The organism is Microscilla marina ATCC 23134 (assembly GCF_000169175.1).
In the GTDB taxonomy this organism is placed as follows: domain Bacteria; phylum Bacteroidota; class Bacteroidia; order Cytophagales; family Microscillaceae; genus Microscilla; species Microscilla marina.
On record NZ_AAWS01000058.1, the window covers coordinates 44226 to 57212 of the forward strand.

Consider the following 12987-nt stretch of genomic DNA (forward strand, 5'->3'; position numbering starts at 1 on the left):
AAAAATTAAACAAGTTCATAAAAAAGATTTGATTCTTGGGTAGGGGTGGGAGTATTTTTTTATTGCCTGAGGGTTAATTTGTTGGTTGCCTAAAGGAGTACAGGTTATCTGAAAAAACAAAAAAGCCAACTACTTACAAAAAACGATAAGTAATTGGCTTGGCTATTTGGCACAATTTAAATATGCCGCCGCTTAAACCCTACTGCTAAGTACTTGCTTCGAAGTCCTGTTCTATGATTTCAAAAGGAACTTTCAGCGTAGCCTGATAGTCTTCTCCTGCTTCTATCATACGGTATTCTTCGGGCAAACTGTACCAGTTTATTTTTACTTGCCCTTTTCCAGAGTTATGGTATTGATCTAACATTTGCATGATCTCTAGCAACCTTTGCGAGCTGCCAGTATTGTAATACAATAACTTAAAATTAAAGGTAATAGGACCTTCGTATTGTTTGGTGTAGGCATCTATCCATTGAATAATGGGTAAATAAAAATCCATTGAATATTCACTAAATGACTCTCCGCTAATTTCGAAAACCTTGGTGTTGGCATCAAAAGAAACCTGGGGGGTGTCATGCTTTTCGGCGATAAAAAAATTTCTCACTTTATGTTATTTACTTTGATAATGTGTCTATAGAATAAATGTATTTACCTTTTACTTCGAGGCAAATACATTGACAACAAGCAGCACCTTATTTTTCTGGCAGTGCTTTGTTGATGAAACAAGACGTTTTTTTTTCTGCAAAGGAAATCAAAAAAATAATAATTTATCGAGTACCAAATGCAAGAAATATTACACTGTAACATCTTTTTTATACGATTTACTACATTTTCTTTGTTTTGTCCTTTTTTATGTGCCTTGGGTACAAACACGATCGGGGGCAATGGGGTAGGCTTCTTAGCAACAGGAGGGGGTAATGAAAAAATAGCCAAGCAGGAGCTTTTTTTTATCAAGAGTACCTCACCTTCTCGATGAATGCCCTGTTATTTTAGCTGAATTTTGTTCTTTGACGCACTTTAAAATTTATCCCACAGGATGGCTATATTCATAGCTACGTAAGTTTTTTGAGTAAAATCAGGGGAATAACGCCATTGGGCTAACTACAGCTTTACTTTGTCAGGTATTGAGTACTCTAGCTAAAAAAGCAAAGCCATTGGTTCATCAACCAATGGCTTTTAATTTATTATAAATGAATAGAAGACTAGATAAAAAATCAAGCGACCGTTACCTCATCTTGCAATACTATTTCGAAAGGTATTTGGATACTTGCCTGAAAGTCTTCACCTGCCTCTATGATACTGCTTTCGTCAGAGGTGGTATACCAATTTATTTTTACTTGCCCGCGCCCCGACTGGTGGTAGCGTTCCAGTAGCTTCATCATCTCATAAAACCTTTGTGAGCTTCCTGTATTGTAGTACAATAGCTTAAAGTTGAATGTAAGAGTGCCCTGGTGTTGTTTGGTGTAGGCATCTAACCACTGGATAATAGGCAAATAGAAGTCCATTGAGCACAGACCAAAAGACTCTCCTTTGATTTCAAAAACTTGAGTCGCAACGTCAAACGATACTTGTGGAGTATCCTGATTTTCGGGAATAAAGAAATTTCTCATTAATGTATATAATATTATTTTTATAAATAGGTTTGACCCAAATACAAAATAAGTATGATGTCTTGTGGTATAAGTACAGTATTTTGTAAGTGAAGCCGGTTGTTTTATGCAAAAGAAACAAAAAAAAGTATAATTTACTGACAACAGTTGTAAAAAATATTACCTTGTAACATCTACACTCAAATAAAACATATAAATTGAAGCCTTTCTGATACATGCTACCCCTCCTGTAAACATCGAAACACCCTGATTCACCTTCTTTGTAGTCGCATTTTATGCAGTTGGGCATAGTGCCCCTGCAATGCCAGTAATTCGGCATGGGTACCTTGTTCTTGTATGCTGCCTTTGTCCAATACTATAATTTTGTCTGCTTTTTGGATAGTAGACAGGCGATGAGCAATGATGATAGCAGTACGTCCTTTCATCAGTTTTTTGGTGGCATTTTGTATCAACCTTTCAGTTTCTGAATCTACCGATGAGGTTGCTTCATCCAATACAATAATTTGTGGGTCGTATACCATGGCTCTTATAAAAGCAATCATTTGGCGTTGTCCTACCGATAACGTAGCGCCACGCTCCATCACGTTGTAGTTGAGTCCTCCCGGAAAACGGGAAATAAATGTTTGTGCGCCTACCATCTCTATAGCTTCCCATAATTTTTGTTCGCTGATGTGGGTAGCACCCAACAAAATATTGTCTCTGAGCGATTGAGCAAACAAAAACACATCTTGCAACACAATGCCTATTTGTGACCGCAAAAAGCCAAGGCTGTAAGCCTCTATGGGGGTGTTGTCAAGCGTGATTGTTCCCCGGTTTTTTTCATAAAACCTACCCAACGCATTAATCACCGATGATTTGCCTGCTCCTGTAACACCTACCAGGGCGAGGGTTTCACCTGCTTTTACTTCAAACGATATGTCTTTTAGTACAGGCTCTCCCTGGTGATAGGCAAACCACACCTTATCAAACCTAATGTGCCCTTGTACCTGTGGGGGAGTGTAAGTGCCCCTGTCAGGAATTTGCTCTTGCACATCTATCATTCCCAAAATATGGTGCAGGCTTACCAAACCCGCTTGTAACACATTGAGGCGTTGGGCAAGGTTACGCACCGGACTAAACACCATGCGGATATACATGATAAAAGCTATTAATACTCCCAGCGATATTTCATTCTTTAATACACTACGTGCTCCATACCATACCAGCAAGCCAGTACCTCCTGCGGTGAGTGCTTCGGTAACGGGCAGGTATACCGACTCGTACCAAACTGATTTGAGGTATATTTTTTTGAAACGGTGGCTTACCTCCCGAAACTTTGCCTGTTCGTTTTGTTGTGCGCCAAACAGTTGAATAATGCGCATGCCACTTATTCGTTCCTGAACAAAAGCATTGAGTTCGGCTACAATGTCTCGTACTTCAGTCACCACTACTTTCATTTTCTCTTTAAACACAAACGAGCTCCACATAAACAAAGGCAACAGTGAGATGCTTACCATGGTAAGTTGCCAATGAGTGTAAAGCATAATGGTAAAAATAGTAATGGTAAAAAAAATGTCGGCAATGAGTGCCGCAATGCCCGCCGAAAGAATACCCGATAGCGTTTGTACATCGGTAATATTGCGGGTCATGAGTTCGCCAATGGGGGTTTGGTCATAATACCTCAGCCGCAGGCTTAGTAGGTGTCGGTATACATGCATTCTAATGTCTCTGACTACGGTTTGCCCCAACCAAGCAGCCAAATAGGTATGAGCATACGTGAGCAATACCTGCCCCAGCACTACAGCCACCATCCACCACGATATGGTCACCAAACCTGCGTAGTTATTTTTGAGTATGTAATTGTCTACAGCCAGTTGTACTAAAATGGCCTGCGAAGGGCGAAAGACAGCAGTGATGATGGCCAGGAAAAGCAGCAGGTAAAAATAGGCTCGATAAGGGGCGACAAACTCAACCAAACGGTGGTAAATTTTCCAGTGGAGTTTTTTTCTTTGCGAGGTAGCTTTTTCTTTTACTGGCATTTTTGTGTGAATATGATTTAATTTGGCAACGGGCACTTTTTGACATGCGTGCACTATTATCCAATGTCTGTAAAAAACACCAGTTTTTATACTTTAAGTGATCTTTCATAAATAATTTGAGCCATTAAAGTGTATCTATTGCCCTCATTCTTCTCAAAAAAAAAGCCTCATAGCTTTGGCTATGCACCGTTTTTTTTGAATCGTCTGAGAACAATATATTTTCTTAAATTGGCACATCTTATTTTTTCCAGATCACTAAATAAAAAAAGAAACACTTTTATGAAATACCTTAATCTATTATTGCTGCTTTGCTTTGGGCAACTATTGGCACATGCACAGCTACCTGTTCCCAAAAAAGAGCAGCCCTCCCAAAAGTATGGGTTTATCAACCGCGCTGGCAAAGTGGTGATTTCTCTTAAATATAGCAATGCCCGCGATTGTTCGGAGGGGCTCATAGCAGTACAAAAAAGAAAAAAGTGGGGGTTTATTAATAAAAAAGGCAAAGTAGTGATCAGGTTTAGGTACGAAGATGCCCGCCCTTTTTCTAATGGATTGGCAAGAGTAAAGAAAGAAGACAAGTGGGGGTTTATTAATAAAAAAGGCAAAGTAGTGATTGAGTTTCAGTATGAAGAGGTTGGCTGGTTTTTGCGAGGGCGTGCCAAGGTAAAGGAGGAAGGCAAATGGGGGTTTATTGATCAAGAAGGTAAAACTGTGATTGAATCAAAATATGACCATATAGACAGCTACGCCAAAGAGGGTTTTTATCGGGTAAAAATAAACAACAAGTGGGGACTCATTGGACAAGATGGCAAAGTGATCGTACCCATTGAGTTTGACAAGGTCACAGACTTTTACCAGGGAGTAGCAAGGGTAAAAAAGGGGGATTACTGGGGCTTGGTGAACCAACAGGGAAAAGTGGTGATCGACCCCATTTTCGACAAGGTGAGGAGTACAGCCAAGCGTGGCTATATCAAGGTAAAGAAAAACGGTCAGTGGGGAATGGTAGATAGTACTAGTAAAGTAATTATTCCTCTAGAGTTTACATACTTGTACTATTATGCCAACAGCGATTTTATTTTGGTAAAGCAAGGGGTGAAGTGGGGAGCGTTTACCACAAAAGGTGGGTTATTGGTACCCATCGGGGCTGACCGGGTAAGTGTGTTGAATAAGCATTTGATCATAGTAAGAAAAGACAAACAGTGGAAGTTGGTCAATCAGCAGGGCAAACAGTTGCTTCCGCTCAAGTACCAAAGTATCCAGCTGGCCAGCAAGGCTTTGCTCATTGTAAAACAAGGTGGCAAGAAGGGCATCGTAGATACAGCAGGAAAGGTAATGCTGCCTATAGTATATGATAAGGTCAGTGTTTTTCATAAAGGGCTTGCGTCGGTAAAAAAACAAGGCAAGTGGGGCTTTATCAACACAAAAGGCCAATTGGTCATTCCTCTGGAGTACGATTACCTGGGGTATTTTCAAAGAGGGTTGGCATTGGTAGAAAAAAATCAAAAATACGGATTTATGGATACTACTGGCAAGGTGGTGATTCCTCTGATATATGACAAAGCCAATCGCTTCAATTATTCACTATCGGTGGTAAAAAAAGGAGGCAAGTGGGGCTTGATTGACTCTACTGGTAAAGTAGTGCTGCCCATTGCCATACAAGCCGATAAGGTAGTATTAAGAAATAACTTACTTTTGTCTATAGAAAAAAACAACAAAAAAGGGTTGTTGAACTTGCAGGGCAAAACGGTGATTCCTACAAAGTACTTGCGTATATATCGTTTTTATGAAAGCGAAGAGAAGGTGTTTTGGCAGGCAGAAACCAAAGGCTCTACAAGTATGTACAATGCCCAGGGGCAGCTATTGTTTACAGCAAAACTACAACACCTCAATTGGTTTTTAAAAGGTTTTTTTGTGTTGTACAATGAAGGTAAAACTGCCTTAATAAACGAGCAGGGCAAGGCGTTGTTTTCGTGGGGCAAATACAAGTTCAGGGGCTTTTCGGAGAGTTTAGAAGATGAGTTCTTTTGTGTAACTACCACCAACGCCAACCAACACAAACAGGTAATGGTGTATAACCGCAACGGTAAGCCAATGCTGACTACTAAACTAGACTTGATCAAGCCGTTTCGAGAAGGGCTTTCCCAAATAAAAAAAGGCAAGCGGTGGGGACTGATCAATAAAAAGACCCAAATAGTAGTTGCTCCAAAATATGGCAGTATTGGCAAGTTTCGAGAGGGGCTGGCAAAAGTAGGTGATTAAAAATGGAGGCAATTGATACGTGTATAAACCCCTTCAGGGTGGCGTAGAGCTACTTTGGAGGGGTTTGTTCATGAAAAAAACTGCCTGAGGACTTTTACAGCAGTTACTTTTCTTTTCAAATTTATATCTACCTTGCTACAAAGTGCTTTTTAGATGCTTTGATGTTTATTTAGTACTATTTTTTAATTTAAAGAAATGTTTTTAAAGCAAGTTTAGAGTCCATTTACAGCACCCCAAGTAAGGTAAAATAACCTACACAGGAAACTAACTTTAATAGGCGGGTTTTCTCTAGTATAGCCAACTGACAGTTAGTAATTATATGGTTGTTCATAATAAGTCAAATGGTTATTAGTCAGTTGATTGTATTATTCATTGTGGTCATGAAAAGAATATTGTTTTGCTTTTTTTGAATACTTGCAAAAGTCCTCTGTTTTTTAAAAACCACCTTGAACAACGTTCCAGGAAAAGCACTCTTGTCAGAGCTTTTCCTGGAGTGCTGAATGAGTAACAGTTAAAGAGATACTCTTTGAAAAATTATATAATTACTTGTTATTCAAATAAGTTGAGATCAAAAAAAGCTGCAAACCAAATATTATTCTTTAGATTTTTGGAGAATAATCTCAAAACATAGAGATTGCACACATAATAAAAAAGCGAGCATGCGCATGCCTTGACTTTTAATATCACACATACAAGTACTTATTATTCAACTAATTACAACATAATAAATCTCATGAAAAAGAACGTTAAAAAACCATTTTTTGCCAAATTTTTAGAAAACCAGGTAAAAGAAGAAAGCTTGACTAACGCAAAAGGCGGAACTTGTATTCAGACCAGAAAGTACCCTTCTGACAGTGACGAGTATGTTACTATGAAGTACCCTTCTGACAATGATGAGTTTTAGAGAGTAAGCTATCATCAGAGAGCACTCAAGCGATAGTGTATTACTCAATAAAATGCTTTGTTGAATTGTGTGCTCTCTAAAAGAGCGTATGTGTGATGTTGGTACAATGAGCAAAAAATAGCTGTTTTTTGGGGTAACCCAAAAGCATAAGCGAATGTTTGTTGCTTAAAATATACACCCTTGAACATACGCTCATAGCAAAACCAATCCTTTATAAACTCATCTCCTCTGTTGATGGTTAAAAACTTACCGTTGGTAAATTAGGACGATTTGTTTTATACAAAGTGCTTAACTTTGTGGCAATGAGTAGGAGCTGCTCGCTTTGGGCGAGTTACTACATCAGGTACCTAATTTTTTAATTATTATAAAACATTATTCATCTTATGAAAAAGGTAAAAAAACCATTTTTTGCTCAATTTTTAGAAAATCAAATTGCCGACGAAAAACTAACCAACACCAAAGGAGGGGCAAGTGCTGCTGCTGCTTCTGACAAAAAGAAGAAGATCAAAATAGAACAAACTATGAAGTACCCTTCGGACGCTGACGAAGATTTTACAATGAAGTATCCTTCTGACAGTGACGAATGGTAGACACAGCCATTGTTCATTATAACAGGCTTTTGATTTTAAGCTGTTGGCTTAAAAGCTAAAAGTCTAGCTATTTACAAACTGCTTGTTTATATTTTAGACAAGTAGTTTGTGCAACATTTGTTTTGTTCCCTAACCCATCCGGTTTTTCTCATAAAGCAACCCCCCGAATGAAGATATTGTTATTGACCCACAGTGGTGATTTTTTTACCATAGACCGGGTACAGCAAGCTTTAGAAGCAATAGGTACCCACCCCATCAGAATCAATACTGATTTATATCCCGAAGAAATCAAAGTGAACTTTCACCTAGAGGCAGGCACTCCCAAGGTTTTTATTGAAACCCCCCAGGGCACTATAGACACTGATGAGGTAGAAGGGGTGTGGATGCGCCGAATATGGAAACCTCGCCTGGACAAAGAAATTCAAGGTGACTTTAGGAATATTTGCCTGGGCGAATCTCAAACTGTTTTACGCAATTCGCTTTTGTTGCTCGACCACGCGGTGTGGTTAGACCCATTAGAGCATATCTCGCGGGCGTCTAATAAGTTGTACCAACTAAAACTTGCCGTAAAGCACGGGTTACAGGTGCCTGCCACGCTGATTACCAATGAGGCAGCACAAGCGTTGAGCTTTTATGAAAATAAGCAAGACATTATTACCAAAATGCACGACCAAACTGATTATGGGATGGGGCGTTCGGCTATGCAAATGAACACCTACAAGGTAACCCCTGAGCATGTAGAAGAGTTTGAATCGCTGCAATATTGTCCAATGACTTTTCAGAAAGAAATCAAAAAAGCCTGTGAGTTACGGGTAGTATACGTAGGAGGGGAGTTTTTTACCGGAGCCATTGATACCAGCCAATCTGCCCAGGGAGGCACCGATTGGCGCCGTAGCGAAATTAACGAAGCCGAGTGGACTCACTTTAGCCTGCCAGCAGATGTACGGGCAAAACTGGTCAGTTTTATGGACGAACTCCACCTGTCGTTTGGGGCTTTAGACCTTATTCATACTCCCAATGATGAGTATGTATTTTTGGAGGTAAACCCACTGGGCGAATGGGGTATGCTGGAGCGTGACCTTGATTTGCCTATTTCTAAAGCAATTGCTCATACACTATATAAACAGATAAAAACTAAACAACACACTACTACCGCATGAATGTATTAATTATTAGCTGGAGCGGCGACAATGAGAGCGTGGCACTGGTAACCAAAGCTATAGAAGCTAAAGGAGGAAAAGCCTACCGATTTGACACTGATCTTTACCCTACTCAACTGATGATGTCGGCTGGGTACGAGGGCAACAAGAGAACTTTGCGCCTCAAGGGTGAACAAATGGACCTTGACCTTGCCCAAGACATTGACGCGATTTGGTACCGCAGGCTTAGAATAGGACAAGAGATTCCGCAAGAGATCAACAAGCAGCTGTACATGGCTTCGGTAGAAGAGTCTAAAAAGACTTTTGCCGGAATGTTGGGCAGTATGAAAAAATTTACGCTGGACCCTTACCACAAGGTAAGACATACCGAAAACAAACAGCTACAGCTACAAATAGCCGCCGAACTGGGGCTTGATATTCCCCGCACTTTGTTTACCAACGATGCCGAAGCGGTCAAAGAGTTTTACCACCGTGTAAAAGCTCCTTTGATTACCAAAATGCAACATTCGTTTGCGGTGTACGACAAGGAAGGGCGCGAAAATGTGGTATTTACCAACGAAATTACTGAGGAACATCTCGAAGATCTGGAAGGGTTGGATGTTTGCCCAATGACTTTTCAGGAAAAAGTTGACAAAAAGGTCGAGCTTCGTATTACCATTGTTGGCGACCAGGTGTTTGCTGCAGCGGTAGATTCCAGTGTGTCTGAACTTTCTAAAACCGACTGGAGACGCGACGGAGTGGGGTTGGAAAACGCCTGGAAACCTTACAACTTGCCACCCGAGGTAGAAGCCAAGCTACTCAAGCTCATGGATGAGCTAGGGCTCAACTATGGGGCTGCCGACGTGATTGTTACCCACGATGAGCGTTATGTTTTTCTGGAGGTGAACCCCGCAGGTGAGTTTTTCTGGTTAGACAAATTGTTTGACAGGCAAATTTCGGAGGCATTGGCCAATGTACTGCTTGACAAAGCTCCCCGCCGCACTAACAATATACAAATGTTGGCAGAGGCTTAAACCTGCGATAGGCGATCGGCAACAAGCGACAAGTCACAAGTGATAAAACACTTGGTGGTTTGTCGTTTTTTTATGTGTCCCATTAGGAATTACGAATTTGAGAATTACGAATTACGAATTGGGCGAAGCCATTCGTAATTTAGTCCAGAGTCGGTAGTCGGTAGACCATAGTTTTTAGCCTCGCTTTGCGACCATTCGTAATTTAGTCCAGAGTCGGTAGTCGGTAGACCATAGTTTTTAGCCTCGCTTTGCGACCATTCGTAATTAGCTTCGCAGAGCTCCTTCCAGTCGGTTCGTAATTGAAAAATTCGTCATTTAGTTGGTAGACCATAGTTTTTAGCCTCGCTTTGCGACCATTCGTAATTAGCTTCGCAGAGCTCTCCAGTCGGTCGTAGTGAAAATTCGTCATTTAGTTGGTAGACCATAGTCACTTCAAACCCATTCGTCATTTAGTCAGTAGCGCTTTGCGCCCATTCGTAATTAGCTAAAGCAGAGCTCCCTCCGGTCGGTTCGTAATTGACCAATTCGTAATTAATAAGCCTTGCGCCCATTCGTAATTGAATGATTCGTAATCCTCGACCAATGCCCCTTTTACATCCTCCAAAGTAGCTATTTTACCTACCAAAGTATCCAGTCATTGTTCAAGTGGTTTTTCATCGGGCACAACTGGTTGTCTGTCTGCCAATCAGGTTATTAACAACTCATTAACGTCTTGTCTAAACAGCTATCCCGTTATTTATCATCATAATAACCGCCCGATAAAGGTACCATAAACCAATACCCATGAAAAAACAACTATCAAACTATCAGAGGCTTTGCCTGCTGGTCTGTTGGCTTTTTGCCTGTTCTCTCACCTCTTATGCCAAACCCAACCCTACCCGAAACCAACAAACCTATAAGGTAAACATTGTAAGAACTGCTGCCAAGATAAAAATCGACGGCAACATCAACGAAGAAGCCTGGAAATCTACCCATGCTGCCCGCAATTTTCTCCGAAAGTGGCCTACCGACAAAGGGCAGGCTGAAGCCCAAACCGAAGTACGATTATTATACGACGATCATTTTTTGTATATCAGTGCAGTATGCTTTATTGACAAAAAACCAGTGATTCAGACGCTTAGGCGAGACGCAGGACATTGGAACAGCGATGGCTTTGCTATATTAATGGACCCTATGAACCAGCACAGCAACGGTTTTTTGTTTGGGGTAAACGCCGGAGGTGCCCAAATGGAGGGATTGACCGTGGGTGGGCAAAACTCTATGGAATGGGACGCCAAGTGGTACTCTAGGGTAAAACTACACCACGATCGCTGGGTGGTAGAAATGGCCATTCCTTTTAAGTCATTGCGCTACAGCGAAACCATTGACAAGTGGGGGATCAACTTTATAAGAAACGACATGCAGCGCAACGCTTACTCTACCTGGGCGCACGTGCCTATTCCTTACGATGGTACCGACTTGGGCTACACGGGGGCTTTGCGTTGGGACTCACCCCCAAAAAAGGTCAAAGGCAATGTAGTGTTGATTCCTTATATGATAGGAGGACTGTCAGAAAACTTTGAGGAAACCAGTGGGCTGGAAAGAAGAGGCAATGCCGGGCTGGACGCCAAAATAGCCATTACGTCTAACCTCAACCTGGACCTCACCATTAACCCTGACTTTTCGCAGGTAGACGTAGACCAACAAGTAACCAATTTGAGCCGTTTTTCGCTGTTTTTTCCCGAAAGGCGCAATTTCTTTTTAGAAAACCGAGACTTATTTGCCAACTTTGGTTCAGGACGGGCGCAACCGTTTTTTTCGCGCAAAGTAGGGCTCAAAAATGGCGAACCTGTGCCCATTTTGGCAGGCGCACGCTTATCGGGCAATATTACCAAATCTATGCGGGTGGGCATTTTAGACGTTCAGACCCAAGGCAACAACGAAGCCGACTCGTTGGGACAAAACCAGTTTGTGGCCACTGTACAACAGCAGATTTGGGGGCGTTCCAGCATCAACGCCATCTTGGTAAACCGACAGGCGTTTGATGGTACCAATATGCTTGCCAATGATTTTAACCGGGTAGCCGGAATGGAGTTCAGGTATTTGTCTAATAACGGTGACCTGCGCGGAAACTTAAGGGGCTTTAAGTCTTTTACGCCCGACCACCTGGATCGAAGCCTTACGTATGGAGGCTTTGCCGAATACCGTAACCGCAAGTTCAACGCAGGGGTGTCTTATGAACAATTTCAGGAAAACTTCATTGCCGAGTTGGGTTTTACGCCTCGTTTGCAAAACTACGATGTAGTAAACGACCGAACTGTAAATATTGGGTTTACCCGCTGGGCAGTGTGGGGCAGTTATACTGTTTTTTCTAAGGGAGGAGTCATCAACAACCACCGCTTTAACCATTGGCATGTGTTATACAATAACGACGTAACGGGGCAGTTTCAAGAACGCAGCATGGGGTTTAACTATGACCTCAACTTTACCAATAGCAGCAACTTAAGCCTAAGCGCCCGCTACAGCGAAGTGCAATTGCCTTTTGACCTCGACCTGATTGGTGGAGATGAATATTTACCCGCCACATTTTATGCCTATAACTGGGGCAGGGCAGAATATAACTCAGACAGCCGTCAGCCATTTTCGGTGGGCACTTTTGTGCAATATGGCACTTTTTATAATGGCACCCGTTTGTCTTATGGAGGGGGGATTAATTTCAGGGCGCAGCCTTGGGGCAATTTTAGGGTAAATGTAAGCCAAAACTATATAGAATTGCCTGGTAGTTATGGCACAGCAAACCTTACCCTGGTGAGCCCTACTATAGAAATTTCTTTTTCTAACACGATGTTTTGGACAACTTTTTTGCAGTACAATACTCAAGCCGACAATTTCAATATCAACAGTCGCTTTCAGTGGCGTTTCCGCCCCATGTCCGACTTGTTTATTGTATATACCGACAACTATTTTGCCGAGGCTTTTAAGGTGAAAAATCGGGCGCTGGTCATTAAACTGAGCTATTGGTTGAATCTTTAGTGAAGAGTCGGTAGCCGATAGCCCCGACAGGGGGCAAGCTTCAAGCGACAAGTCGCAAGTTACACCCTGTTTAACTGCGTTGAGCTCATCACAGCAAATTGCTGTAGATTCGGTTCACAGGTAACTACACTTTTCTATTACGTTGATTTTCAGTAACTTATAAAAATAGTAGTTAAAAGTCAATGGTCAGTAATATTGTTTTTATCAATTTTGCATATATGACAAATATGTTGAATAGTTAGGAGTCGGTAGACCGTAGTTGCATCGCGCCCATTAGCTAAAGCAACGCTCCCTTTGGTCGGTTCGTAATTGAACAATTCGTAATTTAGTCCGGAGTTGGGAGTCGGTAGACCGTAGTCGCATCGCGCCCATGCTCCCTTTGGTCGGTTCGTAATTTAGTCGATAGTCCATAGTCAGCAATGTT

General features: G+C 41.6%; 9 protein-coding genes. 6 read left to right on the forward strand and 3 right to left on the reverse strand.

From position 1 onward, the window contains the following. Positions 1-205 precede the first annotated feature (205 nt). The 3 genes from M23134_RS32080 to M23134_RS32095 all read right to left on the reverse strand — a co-directional run bounded on the left by M23134_RS32080 (position 206) and on the right by M23134_RS32095 (position 3625). On the reverse strand, positions 206-601 hold the full coding sequence (locus M23134_RS32080) for a DUF1987 domain-containing protein (protein WP_002703873.1): 396 nt from the start codon (positions 599-601) through the stop codon (positions 206-208). Positions 602-1211: 610 nt separating this feature from the next. Then, complete coding sequence (locus M23134_RS32090) at positions 1212-1607, reverse strand: DUF1987 domain-containing protein (RefSeq protein WP_002703875.1); 396 nt, start codon at positions 1605-1607, stop codon at positions 1212-1214. Between the two features lie 251 nt (positions 1608-1858). Continuing rightward, the gene (locus M23134_RS32095; protein WP_002703876.1) at positions 1859-3625 is read right to left on the reverse strand and encodes an ABC transporter ATP-binding protein; all 1767 of its coding nucleotides are present in this window, start codon (positions 3623-3625) and stop codon (positions 1859-1861) included. 279 nt (positions 3626-3904) lie between these two features. Here M23134_RS32095 and M23134_RS32100 point away from each other — a divergent pair, with 279 nt between their 5' ends. From M23134_RS32100 to M23134_RS32120, 6 genes are all read left to right on the forward strand, one after another. Next, on the forward strand, positions 3905-5884 hold the full coding sequence (locus M23134_RS32100) for a WG repeat-containing protein (protein WP_002703877.1): 1980 nt from the start codon (positions 3905-3907) through the stop codon (positions 5882-5884). A gap of 733 nt (positions 5885-6617) precedes the next feature. Next, positions 6618-6788 carry a microviridin/marinostatin family tricyclic proteinase inhibitor gene (locus tag M23134_RS40185; protein WP_002703878.1) on the forward strand — a complete coding sequence of 57 codons (171 nt, stop codon included), beginning with the start codon at positions 6618-6620 and terminating at the stop codon, positions 6786-6788. Between the two features lie 383 nt (positions 6789-7171). Beyond that, positions 7172-7378 carry a microviridin/marinostatin family tricyclic proteinase inhibitor gene (locus M23134_RS32105; protein WP_002703879.1) on the forward strand — a complete coding sequence of 69 codons (207 nt, stop codon included), beginning with the start codon at positions 7172-7174 and terminating at the stop codon, positions 7376-7378. 167 nt (positions 7379-7545) lie between these two features. Beyond that, the gene (locus tag M23134_RS32110; RefSeq protein ID WP_002703880.1) at positions 7546-8538 is read left to right on the forward strand and encodes an MvdC family ATP-grasp ribosomal peptide maturase; all 993 of its coding nucleotides are present in this window, start codon (positions 7546-7548) and stop codon (positions 8536-8538) included. After that, positions 8535-9551: an MvdD family ATP-grasp ribosomal peptide maturase gene (locus tag M23134_RS32115; protein ID WP_002703881.1), complete on the forward strand. Its 1017-nt coding sequence runs from the start codon at positions 8535-8537 to the stop codon at positions 9549-9551. Before M23134_RS32110 ends, M23134_RS32115 begins: the two co-directional genes overlap by 4 nt. Positions 9552-10334: 783 nt before the next feature. Further along, on the forward strand, positions 10335-12563 hold the full coding sequence (locus tag M23134_RS32120) for a DUF5916 domain-containing protein (protein WP_002703889.1): 2229 nt from the start codon (positions 10335-10337) through the stop codon (positions 12561-12563). The last annotated feature ends 424 nt before the right edge of the window (positions 12564-12987 follow it).

Bases quoted from the DNA above. Each gene is read 5' to 3' on its own strand.
- M23134_RS32090 (WP_002703875.1), bottom strand. From the start codon at position 1,607: ATGAGAAATTTCTTTATTCCCGAAAATCAGGATACTCCACAAGTATCG.
- M23134_RS32095 (WP_002703876.1), bottom strand. From the start codon at position 3,625: ATGCCAGTAAAAGAAAAAGCTACCTCGCAAAGAAAAAAACTCCACTGG.
- M23134_RS32100 (WP_002703877.1), top strand. From the start codon at position 3,905: ATGAAATACCTTAATCTATTATTGCTGCTTTGCTTTGGGCAACTATTG.
- M23134_RS40185 (WP_002703878.1), top strand. From the start codon at position 6,618: ATGAAAAAGAACGTTAAAAAACCATTTTTTGCCAAATTTTTAGAAAAC.
- M23134_RS32105 (WP_002703879.1), top strand. From the start codon at position 7,172: ATGAAAAAGGTAAAAAAACCATTTTTTGCTCAATTTTTAGAAAATCAA.
- M23134_RS32110 (WP_002703880.1), top strand. From the start codon at position 7,546: ATGAAGATATTGTTATTGACCCACAGTGGTGATTTTTTTACCATAGAC.
- M23134_RS32115 (WP_002703881.1), top strand. From the start codon at position 8,535: ATGAATGTATTAATTATTAGCTGGAGCGGCGACAATGAGAGCGTGGCA.
- M23134_RS32120 (WP_002703889.1), top strand. From the start codon at position 10,335: ATGAAAAAACAACTATCAAACTATCAGAGGCTTTGCCTGCTGGTCTGT.